Source organism: Neoasaia chiangmaiensis (assembly GCF_002005465.1).
Classification (GTDB): domain Bacteria; phylum Pseudomonadota; class Alphaproteobacteria; order Acetobacterales; family Acetobacteraceae; genus Neoasaia; species Neoasaia chiangmaiensis.
Window position 1 is genome coordinate 1,832,857 of sequence record NZ_CP014691.1, and the last position, 14,088, is coordinate 1,846,944.

The window sequence follows — 14,088 nt, forward strand, 5'->3', positions numbered from 1 at the left end:
TCGGTGTCGTCGGCATCAGGCGTTCGTCCCCAGGCGCTGGCCCGTATAACGCCGGGCGCGAATGCTCTCCCACCAGGCGCGGTTGTCGAGATACCACTGCACGGTCTTGCGAATGCCCGTCTCGAAATCGTGCTTCGCCTTCCAGTCCAGAGCCTGCTCCGCATGGCTCGGATCGATCTCATAGCGGAAATCATGCCCGGGCCGATCCGTGACATAACGGATCAGGCGCTCGCGCGGCCCCGCCGGATCGGGCAGCAATTCGTCCAGAATGCCGCAGATCGCCTTGACCACCTGCAGATTGGTGCGCGGCTGGCGCGCGCCGATCGCATAGGTCTCGCCCGGCTCGCCACGCTCCACCGCCAGCACCAGCGCCTCGGCATGGTCCTCGACGAACAGCCAGTCGCGGATGTTCTCGCCCTTGCCATAAACCGGCAGCTCCTTGCCCTCGATGGCATTGATCGTCACCAGCGGGATCAGCTTCTCGGGAAAGTGCCAGACGCCATAGTTGTTCGTGGTGTTCGTCACGAAAGTCGGCAGGCCATAGGTATGATACCACGCCCGCACCAGATGATCGGAAGACGCCTTGGACGCCGAATACGGGCTGCGCGGATCGTAGGGCGTCGTCTCGGTGAACGGCGGGTCGTTCGGCTCCAGATGCCCGAACACCTCATCCGTCGAGATATGATGGAAGCGGAACGCCTTCTGCCCGTCCGCATCCAGACCGTTCCAGTATTTGCGCGCCGCCTCCAGCAGCGAATAGGTGCCGACGACATTGGTCTGCACGAACACACCCGGCCCGTCGATCGAACGGTCCACATGGCTCTCCGCCGCCAGATGCATCACCGCATCCGGACGATACGTCTCGAACAGCCGCGACATCTCGACGCCATTGACGATATTCGCCCGAACATGCTCGTAACGACCGCTCGACGCCGCCTCGGCCACCGTCTCCTCGGAGGCCGCGTAGGTCATGCAGTCAACATTCACCACGCTATGGTCCGTATGCCGTATCAGATGCCTGACCACGGCAGACCCGATGAACCCGCAACCGCCCGTCAACAATATTCGCATCTACAAACCTCATCCCGACAGCATCCGGTCGGCAAACATCGATGTTGAACCGCAACACGCATACTACAGGCTCGGGACAATAGAGCAACCAACCCTCCTGCACCTCACCGCCGAACCTGCAACACCCCCTCGCCCGATCCGGACGATTGCTTTAGACCACTGGCAAACACGGCGCTCACCCGGCCTGCGCGCCGACGGACGGAAGGGAAAATCCATGCTGGCGGAAGACCTCACACGATCCCTCCTCGATACACTCGAACGGCCCGACCTGCGCACCATCGCCGGGCCCCTCGATATCCGCCTCGAATCCACCCTGCCCATCCCCTTCCGCGTCGCCGATACCCGGATTCGCCTCGGCCGCCCCACGCTGGATCACCCCGAACTCGCCGCCACCATCCTGCGCCACGCCATCGAACTCGGCCGCCTGCGCCACGACACACCGGAAATCGACGCACCCCTCGCCGTCTTCACCGCCGCCCGCATCGCCGCCCTGTTCCACGACCTGGACGCCAACCCCGCACCAGCCCCCACGCTCCCCTGGCTCGCCCCGCTGCGACAGGACACCCCGCCCGATCCCGAAACCCTCGCCCGGCTCTGGCCCCTCCTCGCCGCCGCCCTGCCCGATGCATCAATTAGTATCGATACCGAAACATTATCCCGCCGGCTCGCCCGCGCATGGCCCCATCTCGGCCCCACCGAATCCCTGATGGCGGAAGGCGGGGACGCACGCCTGAAAGTCGATCCCCAGACCGGCCTCAACCGCTACGGCTGCTCGCACCGTCCCCGCCCCTGGGCCATCACCTTCGCCTCATCCACCGCGTCCTCCCTTTCCGAACGCGGCTTCGGCGGCGCGGAAAACGCCCGACGCACCATGGTCGCCGCCCTCCTGCACGACACACCGCCGGATGACGCCCGCCAGAACATCGTGCAGGCCGCCCGTCGCGGCATCGCCCGATGTTACAGCCTCGACAACCCCGAGCAGGTCCTCCTCGCCGCCTCCGGCACGGACTGCGAACTCGCCGTCCTCGCCATCGCCGCAAGCCACGCCGATGGCCGTCCCATCACCAACATCCTCGTCGCCCCGGACGAAACCGGCAGCGGCGTGCCCCTCGCCGCCGCCGGACGCCACTTCGCCGCGGACGCCGCCAACGGCCACAGCGTCGGCAAGGGCCAACTCATCGACGGCTTCCCGCAGGATACACGCCTCATCGGCATCCCCATCCGGCAGGACGACGGCACACCGCGCAGCCTCGCGGAGATCGACGCCGAATGCATCGCCTCCATCGCGCAGGAAATCGCCCAGGGCCGCCATGTCGTGCTGCATCAGCTGGACATGTCCAAAACCGGCCTGATCGGCCCCAGCGCCGCCTGCCTGCACACGCTGCAAGCGCGACACGCCCACCATCTCGATATCGTCGTGGACGCCTGCCAGGCCCGCCTCGAACCCACCCGCATCCGCGACATGGTCGCGCGCGGCATCATGGTGATGATTACCGGCTCCAAGTTCTTCACCGGGCCACCCTTCTGCGGCGCCGTGCTCCTGCCACCGGCCATCGTTACGCAACTCGCCCACGCAACACTGCCGGCCGGTCTGCGCGCCTACGCCCATCGGGGCGAATGGCCCCGACTGCACCCGAACCACCCGCTGGACGACGGCGCCAATCTCGGCCTCGCCCTGCGCTGGCATGCGGCACTGGCCGAAATGAACGCCCTGGCCGCCTGCCCGCCAGACCACATCCGCACGACACTGCAACGCTTCCTAGACGCCGGGCGCACCGCGATCGACAACCACCCCGACCTGACCCTGCTCGAACCGCCGAAACTCGACCGCCCACCGATCGACGGCCGACCCGTCTGGGACGACGTGCCGACCATCCTGTCATTCCTGATCCGCGACCCGCACCAGCCCCACCAGCCGCTGGAACTGGAAGACGCCCGACGCCTGCACCGCTGGCTCAATGCCGACCTCTCGCCCTGGCTCGCCGGAGACTGCGCCGCCCGCCTCTGCCATCTCGGCCAGCCCGTGCCGGTCAACACACCGGAACTCGGGCCCGACCGGCTGGCCGGCGCCCTGCGCCTGTGCGCCGGCGCGCGCCTCGTCTCCGGCGAGCCGTCCCATGCCGGCCTCAACCACGAAGCTCGCCTGACGCGCGAACTCGCCGACGCACAACAGACCCTGCAAAAAATCGCCCTGATCCGCGAGCACTGGGACCGGCTGCACAGCATCGATCCCGTCCCGCACTACGCACCCGTCAATCCAGAACGAAAGCTCTCATGACCCAACCACACGGCCATTTTCTCGATTCCATGCAACTGCCCGACGGCGTAACCCGCTTCTGGCTCATCCGGCACGCCCTCGTCGAACCGGCGGCCCGCCTGCGCCTCTACGGCAGCCTGGACGTCGATCTCTGCACGGAGACACTCGGCCTCCAGCGTCCCTATTATGCCGCCCTGGGCCGCCGCCTGCCCGTCGACGCGGAATGGATCGCCTCCCCCCTGACGCGCACGCACAAGACGGCGCAGGCCATCTTCGACGCCGGCTACGGCCCGCGCGACCTCACCATCGAACCCCGCTTCATCGAGCAATCCATGGGCGACTGGCACGACCTGCCGCACGGCGACCTGCCCGGCAAGCTCCGGCAGAAAGCCCATCATTTCTGGTCAACCTCCGCGACCGAACGCCCACCCGGCGGCGAAAGCATGCTCGACGTCTGCGCCCGCGTCGCCCATGCGCTGGACGACATCGCGGATCGCAACGACGGCCGCAACACGGTCATCGTCAGCCACGGCGGCGCCATCCGCGCCGCGCTCGCCCACGCGCTGCAAATCCATCCGGACACCGCCCTGCGCTTCTCGATCCAGAATCTCTCGCTCTCGATCATCGAACGCATCGGCCCGCTCTGGCGCGTCGTCGCCGTCAACGAACTGCCCACCATCGCCGACTGAAAACAGGCTCGCGCCCATGGTCCCACCCCAACGGGGGCCATGACCAGACGGCACGGCAGATCGCTCAGGCGAAACAGCCAGACAGAACAAAAACATCATTTTCAAAGGAAAAACCGGAGCGGGGCATGGTGGGCACACAAGGGCTCGAACCTTGGACCCGCTGATTAAGAGTCAGCTGCTCTACCAACTGAGCTATGTGCCCATAGCCCCGTTCCGATGAGCGGGCTTTTAACAGCCCTCCGCACCGGGCTCAACCCCTATTTTTGAAGTTTCCGTCGCCGAAACGGAAATTATTTATACTCGGGATTGAGCAGACGCAGAATGCCGTCGAACTGGTCCAGCGTCCGATAATCCACCCGCAGCGAACCGCCCTTGCCATCGAACTGGATATGCACCTTCAGCCCCAACCGGCTCGACAGATCGCGCTCCAGTTGCAGGATCTCTCCATCGCGCGGCGTCGCCTCCACACGCGCCTTCTCCTTCGGCGCCTGCTGCGCGAGCGCCTCCGTCTGCCGCACGTTCAACTGCCGGGCGATCACCACCTGCGCCGCCGCCACCGGGTCCGGATGGGACAGAAGTGCACGGGCATGCCCGGCACTCAACAACCCGTCACGCACTAACGCACGCACCGCTTCCGGCAGGTTCAGCAAACGCAGCGTATTGGCGATATGCGAGCGCGACTTGCCCACGGCACCGGCCAGTTCCTCCTGCGTGAGCGCAAAATCGCTCATCAGGCGCTGCAATCCCTCGCCTTCTTCGATGGCATTCAGATCGGCCCGCTGGAGATTCTCCACCAACGCCGCCGCCATGGCATCGGCATCGTCGAGCGGGCGCACATGCACCGGCACCTCGTGCAGACCCGCAAGCTGCGACGCCCGCCAACGCCGCTCACCGGCGATGATCTGGAAACGACCATCCTTCTCCGGGTTCGGCCGGACAAGGATCGGCTGCAAAACACCACGACTGCGGATCGAATCCGCAAGTTCGGACAGGCGCTCCTCATTCATGTCCAGCCGGGGCTGGAACGGACCCGGCTCCAGCAGGTCGATCGGCAGGCTCGAAGAAAACTGCGCCGCCTCCGGCGCCTGGCGCGAAACCTTGGCAAGCTGCGTTGCCTGCTCACCCAACAACGCTGCCAACCCGCGCCCCAAACGCGGCGACTCCTTCTTCGCCATGCCCTACGCCCCTTTCTCCGAACGCGCCGTCACTTCATCCGCCAATGCCAGATAAGCCGCGGCCCCGCTACTGCGCCGATCGTATTGCAACACGGAGCAACCATGGCTCTGCGCCTCGGATATGCGGATATTGCGGGGGATCAGCGTCTCCAGCACCTGCTCGCCGAAGAAACTGCGCGCATCCGCCGCCACCAGTTCGGACAGATTGTTGCGCCGATCGTACATGGTCAGCACGATGCCCGCGATATGCAGATCGGCATTGAACGCCCGCCGCACCCGCTCTACCGTCTTGACCAACTGGCTGATCCCCTCAAGGGCGAAGAACTCGCACTGCAACGGGACGAGCACGCCATCGGCGGCCACCAGCGCATTCAGGGTCAGCAACCCCAGGCTTGGCGGACAGTCGATCAGGATCACGTCGTAACGACTGTCGAGCGCACGGAGCGTTTCGCGCAGACGATATTCCCGCCTGTCCCCGGCAATCAGCTCGATCTCGGCACCGGCCAGTTCGTTATCGGCCGTGATGATGTCGAGATTATCCAGCTCGGTCCGTCGTGGCAGATCGCTCGCCGGCACTTCCTGCATCAACGCCGCATAGGTCCCGGTCTGGCGTTGATCATACCCGACGCCCAACCCCGTCGAGGCATTGCCCTGCGGGTCGAGATCGACCAGCAGCACACGCTGTTTCACGGCCAATGCCGCCGCCAAATTGATCGCCGTCGTCGTCTTGCCGACGCCGCCTTTCTGGTTCGTGACGGCGATGATGCGCGCCGCCTTGCTCTTTTCTTTATTCGACACGCCGGATGTCGCTCACCTTAATAATCGCACCTTGGCCATCGGTGCGGCTGTTCAAAATCGTGTGGCTCATGTGCCAGTCCGCTTCCGCATCGGTCAACTCGCCCGCGAGGTTTTTTCCCTTCAAAAACAACGCAACGCCGTTCGGCGAAAGCAACGGCGCCGTCCAACCCAGCAGAACGCGCAGCGGCGCGAGCGCACGCGCAGTGACGAACGGCGCCGGATCGAGATCCAACGTCTCGATCCGCTGGGCCAGGACCTGCGCCTTCACACCGCATTCGCGGGCAGCCTCACGCAGGAAGGCCGCCTTTCGGCGGTCGGATTCGACCAGCACCATTTCGGCATCCGACGCGATACCGACGATGATGCCCGGGAACCCCCCGCCCGATCCAAGGTCGATGACGCGGCTCCCCTGCGGGATCATCGGCGCAAGTTGCAGCGAGTCCTCGATATGGCGCGGCCAGAGATGCTCGATGTCGCGAGGACTGACGAGATTGATCCGCGCATTCCACTTCACCAGAAGTTCGGCGAACACATTCAGCCGCGCCGACGTTTCACGTGAAACATCCCTCATGCCGCGCACCGCAGATGAGCCAGAAGTGCCACCAGTGCGGCAGGCGTCACACCCGGCACGCGCTGTGCGGCGGCAAAATTTGTCGGGCGCGCCGCCATCAGCCGCTCGCGCATCTCATTGCTCAACCCGCCGATCGCCGCGTAGTCCATATCCTGCGGAAACACCATTTGCGCTTCATTCGCCAGTTGTCTGATTTCCCGGCTCTGCCGCTGAAGATACCCACCATATCGCGCCTCGGTCTCGACATGCCGTCGAACGCGCATGGGCAATCCGGCGAACCATGGCGCCAGATGGTCGAGCACCTCGGGCGTCGCCCGTGCGACCAGAACGTCACGCAGGCTCCGGCGACGCCCATCCTGCGACACGGCCATGCCGGCATCGCGCAGCGCGGCGGGCGTGTGGGCTTCCGCTTCCGCACGATGCATCGCATCGTCAATCGCCGCACTCTCGGCCGCAAAAGCCGCCGCACGTTTTTGCCCCACGCATCCCGCCGCAATACCGCGCGACGTCAGACGGAGATCGGCGTTATCGGCGCGCAGAATCAGCCGATATTCGGCACGCGAGGTAAACATCCGATAGGGCTCGGTGATTCCCTGCAATGTGAGATCATCGAGCATCACGCCGATATAGGCCTCGCTCCGCTCAAACACGATCGGGGCCTGACCGGTGCTGGCGCGCGCGGCGTTGAGACCGGCCATGAGCCCCTGCGCCCCAGCCTCCTCATACCCCGTGGTGCCGTTGATCTGCCCGGCAAGATACAGCCCCGGCAGACGCCGCAATTCGAGGCTTGGGTCGAGCTCTCGCGGATCGACGTAATCGTATTCCACCGCATAGCCCGGCGTGACGATGCGCGCTTTCTCCAGCCCGGGGATCGAGGCCATCATCAGGGCCTGCACATCGGCCGGCAGGCTTGTGGAAATGCCGTTCGGGTAAACGAGATCGCCGCCCGGATTACCGGGGAGCCCTTCCGGTTCGAGAAAGATCTGGTGCCCGTCCCGCTCGCCGAACCGCACCACCTTATCCTCGATCGACGGGCAGTATCGCGGCCCCCGCCCGGCGATCGCACCGCCATACATGGCCGATCTGGTCAGATTGTCGATGATGATCTGGTGCGTTCGGGGCGTGGTCGTGGTGATCCGGCAGGCCACCTGCGGGTTGTCGATCCGCGTGGTCAGCGTGCTGAACGGTTCCGGCGTCGCATCACCATGGTCCGGGGCCAGCGCTTCCCAGTCGATGCTGTCCCGGGCAAGACGGGCCGGCGTACCGGTCTTCAGGCGCCCCATTCGCAGGCCCAATGCTTCGAGCCTGCGCCCCAGTGCCGCCGCCGGACGCTCGCCGACGCGCCCGGCTTCCTCCTGCACATGACCGATATGAATGACACCGCGCAGAAAGGTGCCGCTCGTCAACACAACGCTGCGCGCGGCGATTTCCGTTCCATCCGCGAGAACGACCCCGGCAACGCGCGCGCCGTCCATCCGCAGGTCGGTGACTTCGCCTTCCCGCAGTTCCAGATTGGCCGTTTCATCGAGCAGATCGCGGATGGCGCGGCGATACAGCGAGCGATCGGCCTGCGCGCGCGGACCCTGCACGGCCGGTCCCTTGGAGCGGTTGAGCAGCTTGAAGTGAATGCCCGCGCGATCCGCGGCAATGCCCATGAGGCCATCCAGCGCGTCGATCTCCCGCACCAGATGTCCCTTGCCGACGCCGCCGATCGCCGGATTGCAGGACATCGCGCCGATCGTGGCCAGGTTCTGGGTCAACAACAGCGTACGCGCACCGACACGCGCCGACGCCGCGGCGGCTTCGCAACCCGCGTGGCCGCCCCCGATGACGATCACATCATACGCGCTCACAACACGACCTCACTTCCCGATACAGAACTGACCGAACACCACATCCAGCAACGACTCGACATCGACCTGCCCGGTGAGACGACCCAACGCCCGCATGGCCAGACGCAACTCCTCGCCCCTCAACTCGGCCCACTCGGCCTCCGACGCCAGTGCGAGATGCTGCGCCGCCTCCTGAATGCCGGCCCGATGGCGCGCCCGCGTCAATGGCACGCCCGCCCCGGACATGAGTGTGCGAATCCGCTCACGCAAAAGATCGCGCAGCGTATCGAGCCCCGCGCCGGTCGTGGCGCTGATGCCTAGCACATCCTCCGGCGCGGGTGCGAGGTCCGTTTTGTTGCGCACGATGATGGCATCCGGCAGCAGCGGCGCCGGGCGCTCATCGGCATACAGATGCACGACGAGATCGGCTTGTTTCACGTGAAACATCGCGCGGCGAATACCCTCTGCCTCGATCTCGTCCTCGGTCTCTCGCAGACCTGCCGTGTCGATCAGCCGCAGCTTGATGCCATCCAGAATCCAGTCCACGGCGATCGCATCGCGCGTCGTGCCCGCACGTTGCGTCACGATGGCTGCGTCGTAACCCGCCAGGGCGTTCAGCAGGCTGGACTTGCCCGCGTTCGGCGCGCCGGCGATCACGACCGTGATGCCGCGCCGCACAAGCTCGCCCCGCTGGTCGGCCAGATGCAAGGCCATCTCGGCCTGCAACGCGGCACGCTCCGCTTCCAGCGCGGCTTCGACCGCATCCGGCAGGGTTTCATCCGGGAAGTCGATCAGCGCCTCCTGCTGCGCCAACAGGCGACGCAGACGTTCCGCCCATTCCTGATACAGGCGGCTCAGCGCACCATCCGCCTGCGACAGGGCCTGTCGACGCTGGGCCGCGCTTTCCGCCTCCACAAGATCGGCCACGGCTTCCGCCTGCAACAGGTCCAGACGCCCGGCCTGCACGGCGCGGCGCGTGAACTCGCCTGGTTCGGCGGGACGCGCGCCGAGTTCGGTCAGGGCCAGGGACACGCCCTCGATGATGGCCGGACCGGCATGGAGATGCAGTTCGAAGCTGTCCTCCCCGCTATAGGAGCGCGGACCCGGCAGCCAGAGCACCACGGCTTCATCGAGTATTTCGTTTCTGTATCGTATCGGTCGGAAGCTTGCACGCCTTGCCTCGGGCAGCATTCCGCAAAGAGCGCGCAGGATCGTCCCGCACCCTTCGCCGCTGACACGCATGACGGCGATCGCCGCACGGCCCATGCCTGTGGCGACGGCGAAAATGACGGGTCCGCCCGCGTTCCTCGTTCGATCATCGGTCATGCCGATGCTATAACCCATCTCATGCCACAACTCTCCCTTCATTCTCCGCTCGGTCCCCTCACGATTTCCGAGGACGAGGGCCATATCGTCGCCCTCGACTGGGGATGGGGCCGGGATCAGGCGGAGACGCCGCTCCTGCTGCGCGCGCGTGACATGCTGGATCGCTATTTCGATGGCGAGGCCGTTGTTTTCGACCTGCCGCTCGCACCATTCGGCACTGCCTATCGGCAACGTGTCTGGCAGGCGTTGCAGACGGTCCCGCATGGCACGACCACCAGCTATCAGGCCCTGGCTGCCCGCGTTGGCGGGTCAGCGCGCGCCGTTGGCGGTGCGATGGGCGCGAACCCGATCCCGATCATCATCCCCTGCCACCGTGTTCTGGGCGCCAGGGGGCTGGGCGGTTATTCCGGCATGGGCGGGCTCGACGACAAGCGCATCCTGCTGACCCTCGAGGGGTATTTCGACGACTGACCGCGGCGGGTTCCTTTCACGTCTTCGGGATATCGGATGAATTCGGACCGGCCCGGTGCATCTTCCATGACCGCTGTGACGTTGGGGCCATTACCACCAATCCCGGGGTGCATCGATGCCCCCATGTGGGAGATCTGGTCATGGCAAACGAACTCTTCATCGCCTTCTTCGATTCACTGGCCGGCGCTCAGGCTGCGACCGATGATCTGCTGGGCAACGATGTCCGGCCCGAGAGCATTCGCCAGTATGCGCTCGACGCCAATGCCCGCATCGACGGCGAGCCGGACCCCGGCACGGAAATCCACCGCAAGGCGAGCGTCTGGTCGTGGCTGCTGAACGACCGGCAGGACACGACGGATGAGGAGCGCGCGCGGCACAACGCGCTTTACGAACAGGCCCGGAAGGGCGGACAGGTGGCCGTGACGGTCCTGACGGCGGACTCGGTCGCGACCTATATCGTGAAGCATATCCTCAACGATCACGCGCCGAGCCAGATGCAAAGCCGCCCGGTAAAGGACGAGTCATCGCCGATCGTGGAAGGCCTGACTCCCGTCTCCAGCGACCAGTTCAGCCCCCAGGGCTCACTGGGTGCCATGGTGCAGGCCGCAAAGACGCGCGCGCAACGCGCCATGCATGGCAACGACGCTTTTTCCTATGTCGAGCCGACGCATGGGGGATTGCTGGACCCCACCCTGCAATCGCCACGCGACCCGGCGGAGAACAGGCCACAGACCCGTTCCGACGATCACGCCCCGGCACGCCCGACGCGCTGATCGCGCATAAAAAAAGCCCGGAGTTTCTGGCTCCGGGCTTTCTGTCTTCAGTTGTTCATCGCATCGAAGAAGTCCTGGTTCGACTTGCTGTATTTGAGCTTGTCGAGCAGGAAGTCCATTGCGTCCATCGTGCCCATCGGCGCGAGGATACGGCGCAGCACCCACATCTTCGACAGCGTGCCGCGATCGACCAGCAGCTCTTCCTTACGCGTGCCCGACTTGGTGATGTCGATGGCCGGGAAGGTGCGCTTGTCGGCCAGCTTGCGATCGAGAATGAGCTCGGAATTGCCGGTGCCCTTGAACTCTTCGAAAATGACTTCGTCCATGCGCGAGCCGGTATCGATCAGCGCGGTCGCGATGATGGTCAGCGAGCCGCCTTCCTCGATGTTGCGCGCCGCGCCGAAGAAGCGCTTCGGGCGCTGCAGGGCGTTGGCGTCCACACCGCCGGTCAGCACCTTGCCCGACGAGGGCACGACGGTGTTGTAGGCGCGGGCCAGACGCGTGATCGAATCCAGCAGGATGACGACGTCGCGCTTGTGCTCGACCAGACGCTTGGCCTTTTCCAGCACCATTTCCGTGACCTGCACGTGGCGGGTGGCGGGTTCGTCGAAGGTGGAGGAGACGACTTCGCCGCGCACGGAGCGGGCCATGTCGGTCACTTCTTCCGGTCGCTCGTCGATCAGCAGGACGATCAGGAAGACATCCGGATGGTTGGCGGAAATCGAGGAGGCGATGCTTTGCAGCATCACGGTCTTGCCGGTGCGCGGCGGAGCGACGATCAGTGCGCGCTGGCCCATGCCGATCGGCGTGACGAGATCGATGACGCGCGGCGTGTAGTCGCGCTGGTCCTTCTTGCCCTTCGCCGGGGCCTCGACCGGGCCGGTCGGCTCGACTTCCATCTTCAGGCGGCGCTCGGGGTAGAGCGGCGTCAGGTTATCGAAGTTGATGCGCTGGCGGACGGATTCCGGCGCCTCGAAGTTGATGGTGTTGACCTTGAGCAGCGAGAAATAACGCTCGCCGTCGCGCGGGGCGCGAATCTGGCCTTCCACCGTGTCGCCGGGGCGCAGGCCGAAGCGGCGCACCTGGGTCGGCGAGATGTAGATATCGTCCGGGCCGGGGAGATAGTTGGCTTCCGGGGAGCGGAGGAAGCCGAACCCGTCGGGCAGGATTTCCAGCGTGCCTTCGCCGTAGATCGCCTGGTCGTTATCGGCCAGGGTCTTGAGGATGGCGAACATGATGTCCTGCTTGCGCATGGACGATGCGTTCTCGATCTCCAGGCTTTCCGCGTAAGCGAGCAGATCGGAGGGGGATTTTGCCTTGAGGTCGGCGAGATGCATGAAGGGTGCCTTGAAATTGGCTGGTCGGTGAATCCAGAGACACGGGGAAGGACGAAAATCCGTTATCGTTCGACGATTGCTGACGGTGTTTCGTGAATATGTCGGCCTTGACCAACGAACCGTCGGGCGAAGCGGATATGTCCGTGCGTGAAATGCAGGGCGGCAGGACGCCGCTCGTAACGGGCAGAAGGATTACGCCCGGGCCGAGGCCGCGTCAAGCGGCGTGTTGATCGCTCAGCGCCAGGGGGCCAGCCAGTATTCGCCATCGGTGACTGGCGGGCTCATCAGCCCCACCGTCACGAGGATGGCCGGCAGCGTCCTGTCCTCGGTGCGGTAATGCCCGGCGAGCAGGTCGCGTCCGCAGGTGCCCTGCATGTCGAGTGCGACGGGAAGTGCCACATGCAGCGTGCAGGCGGCGGGGCGGCGTGCCGGATCGGCCGCCTCATCGATGCTGCCGGTGAACGGCGCGGCGGCGAGCGGCCGGTTTTCCGCATCCAGCGCCACGACTTCACCGCTCAGCCGCGCGCCTTCCGGATGCATGCCGACCAGCACGCGTGACGGCTTGCGCCCGTCCCGGACGATGGTCTGGCCCAGCCCGACATGGCTCTGGGAATAGCCTTCGAAACGCCACGGTTCCTGCACGATCCGATCGACGAGTTGCTGCGGCGTGGCCGGGGCGGGCGCCGGGGCGGCGGCGGCCAGCAGGGTGCCGAGGACAAGCGGCAGGCCGGCGGCGGCGAAGCGTGTGAATTGAGGCATGTTCATCGGTCTCCAAACCATCCGCGACGCCAGAAGAAACCCAGCGGGACGATGACGGAGAGAGCCATCAGTCCCAGGCAGTAATAATAACCGTAATGCCAGTCGAGTTCCGGAATGTTCTTGAAATTCATGCCGTAGATGCCGGCGATCAGGGTCGGTGCGATGCCGACGAAGCTGACGACGGTGAGCAGTTTCATGCCGTCGTTCTGTTCGATGCTGATGAAGCCGAGCGTTGCGTCCAGCAGGAACTGCACCTTGTTCATGTTCTGCGCCACGAAGTCGTTCAGGGAGGCGATGTCGCGCCCGGCGACTTTCATCCGCACCTGCAACGGGCCGGAAAGGGTGTAGTGACCGCTATCGGCCAGGAAGATGCCCATGCGATCAAGGCCGAGCAGGCTGTCGCGGATGTAGGAGGCCAGATCGCCGCCGCGGCCGAGGCGACGCAGTGTTTCACGCAGCATTTCCGCGGAGCGGGCGCGCCGGCGGGGCGTATCGGCGGCGAAGACCTTGCGCGAGATATCGTCGAGTGTGCGGCCCAGCCCCTCCAGCACGTCGGCCAGACGATTAATCATGGCTTCGAGCAGGATGACCATGATCTCCGGCGCATCCGGCGCGGCATTGTCTTCGGGCCATTCCGCGACTTCGCGGCCCGTGACGTCGAAAGCGGTGTAGTCCGAATAACGCACGGTGATGACGAGGTGATCGGTCAGGACGAGACCGACGGGGAAGGCCGTCGTTTCCCCACCGTCGTGGCGCCGCACCAGAGGTGTCGAGAGATAGACCACGTTGTCGCGCTTGTAGTGGCGTGACGAGCTTTCGATCTCCTCCAGTTCCTCCCGGCGTGGCATGGTCAGCCCGGTCAGGCGCTGGGCGCGGGAGAGTTCCTCGGGCGTGGGGTTGATCAGGTCCAGCCACGCGGCATGGTCGATGTCGCGATCGTCGATGATTTCATGCGCCGTCGTACCGGGTGGGCGGGCAAGGAACATTCCGGGTCTCCCAATTGGCCTGCCCTCAATGTCTCGTTCTGTT

At 65.2% G+C, this 14,088-nt stretch carries 13 protein-coding genes and 1 tRNA gene; 4 read left to right on the forward strand and 10 right to left on the reverse strand.

Features of this window, described 5'->3' with window-relative positions:
- Positions 1–15 precede the first annotated feature (15 nt).
- Entirely contained in the window at positions 16–1,071 is a 1,056-nt protein-coding gene (rfbB, locus tag A0U93_RS08645; RefSeq protein WP_077807000.1) for a dTDP-glucose 4,6-dehydratase, read from the reverse strand.
- A 214-nt stretch (positions 1,072–1,285) separates the two neighbouring features.
- Between rfbB and A0U93_RS08650 the strand changes: the two genes are divergently transcribed.
- Positions 1,286–3,349, forward strand: coding sequence for a hypothetical protein (locus A0U93_RS08650; protein ID WP_077807001.1), 2,064 nt, complete (start codon positions 1,286–1,288; stop codon positions 3,347–3,349).
- A complete protein-coding gene (locus A0U93_RS08655) occupies positions 3,346–4,017 on the forward strand; it encodes a histidine phosphatase family protein (RefSeq protein ID WP_077807002.1) in 672 nt (223 codons plus the stop codon). Before A0U93_RS08650 ends, A0U93_RS08655 begins: the two co-directional genes overlap by 4 nt.
- A gap of 126 nt (positions 4,018–4,143) precedes the next feature.
- Here the strand turns inward: A0U93_RS08655 and A0U93_RS08660 are convergent.
- The 6 genes from A0U93_RS08660 to mnmE all read right to left on the reverse strand — a co-directional run bounded on the left by A0U93_RS08660 (position 4,144) and on the right by mnmE (position 9,719).
- Positions 4,144–4,219: transfer RNA gene (locus A0U93_RS08660), tRNA-Lys, on the reverse strand.
- Between the two features lie 88 nt (positions 4,220–4,307).
- Positions 4,308–5,192: a ParB/RepB/Spo0J family partition protein gene (locus A0U93_RS08665; protein ID WP_077807003.1), complete on the reverse strand. Its 885-nt coding sequence runs from the start codon at positions 5,190–5,192 to the stop codon at positions 4,308–4,310.
- A 3-nt stretch (positions 5,193–5,195) separates the two neighbouring features.
- Positions 5,196–5,990 (reverse strand): ParA family protein, encoded by a 795-nt coding sequence (locus A0U93_RS08670; protein ID WP_077807004.1) that lies wholly within the window; start codon positions 5,988–5,990, stop codon positions 5,196–5,198.
- Positions 5,980–6,561 carry a 16S rRNA (guanine(527)-N(7))-methyltransferase RsmG gene (gene rsmG / locus A0U93_RS08675; protein WP_077807005.1) on the reverse strand — a complete coding sequence of 194 codons (582 nt, stop codon included), beginning with the start codon at positions 6,559–6,561 and terminating at the stop codon, positions 5,980–5,982. Before rsmG ends, A0U93_RS08670 begins: the two co-directional genes overlap by 11 nt.
- Positions 6,558–8,414 (reverse strand): tRNA uridine-5-carboxymethylaminomethyl(34) synthesis enzyme MnmG, encoded by a 1,857-nt coding sequence (gene mnmG, locus A0U93_RS08680; protein WP_077807006.1) that lies wholly within the window; start codon positions 8,412–8,414, stop codon positions 6,558–6,560. The genes rsmG and mnmG overlap by 4 nt, the downstream gene beginning before the upstream one ends.
- A 9-nt stretch (positions 8,415–8,423) precedes the next feature.
- The gene (mnmE, locus tag A0U93_RS08685; RefSeq protein WP_174807261.1) at positions 8,424–9,719 is read right to left on the reverse strand and encodes a tRNA uridine-5-carboxymethylaminomethyl(34) synthesis GTPase MnmE; all 1,296 of its coding nucleotides are present in this window, start codon (positions 9,717–9,719) and stop codon (positions 8,424–8,426) included.
- 21 nt (positions 9,720–9,740) lie between these two features.
- On the opposite strand from mnmE, the gene A0U93_RS08690 reads away from it, so the two are divergent.
- On the forward strand, positions 9,741–10,190 hold the full coding sequence (locus tag A0U93_RS08690) for a methylated-DNA--[protein]-cysteine S-methyltransferase (RefSeq protein ID WP_077807008.1): 450 nt from the start codon (positions 9,741–9,743) through the stop codon (positions 10,188–10,190).
- 140 nt (positions 10,191–10,330) lie between these two features.
- Positions 10,331–10,963 (forward strand): hypothetical protein, encoded by a 633-nt coding sequence (locus tag A0U93_RS08695; protein ID WP_077807009.1) that lies wholly within the window; start codon positions 10,331–10,333, stop codon positions 10,961–10,963.
- A 47-nt stretch (positions 10,964–11,010) separates the two neighbouring features.
- Here A0U93_RS08695 and rho read toward each other — a convergent pair whose 3' ends face one another.
- From rho to A0U93_RS08710, 3 genes are all read right to left on the reverse strand, one after another.
- Positions 11,011–12,300 (reverse strand): transcription termination factor Rho, encoded by a 1,290-nt coding sequence (gene rho / locus A0U93_RS08700; protein ID WP_077807010.1) that lies wholly within the window; start codon positions 12,298–12,300, stop codon positions 11,011–11,013.
- Between the two features lie 234 nt (positions 12,301–12,534).
- Positions 12,535–13,059 carry a hypothetical protein gene (locus A0U93_RS08705; protein ID WP_147151036.1) on the reverse strand — a complete coding sequence of 175 codons (525 nt, stop codon included), beginning with the start codon at positions 13,057–13,059 and terminating at the stop codon, positions 12,535–12,537.
- 2 nt (positions 13,060–13,061) lie between these two features.
- Positions 13,062–14,045 (reverse strand): magnesium transporter CorA family protein, encoded by a 984-nt coding sequence (locus A0U93_RS08710; protein WP_077807012.1) that lies wholly within the window; start codon positions 14,043–14,045, stop codon positions 13,062–13,064.
- Positions 14,046–14,088: the final 43 nt, after the last annotated feature.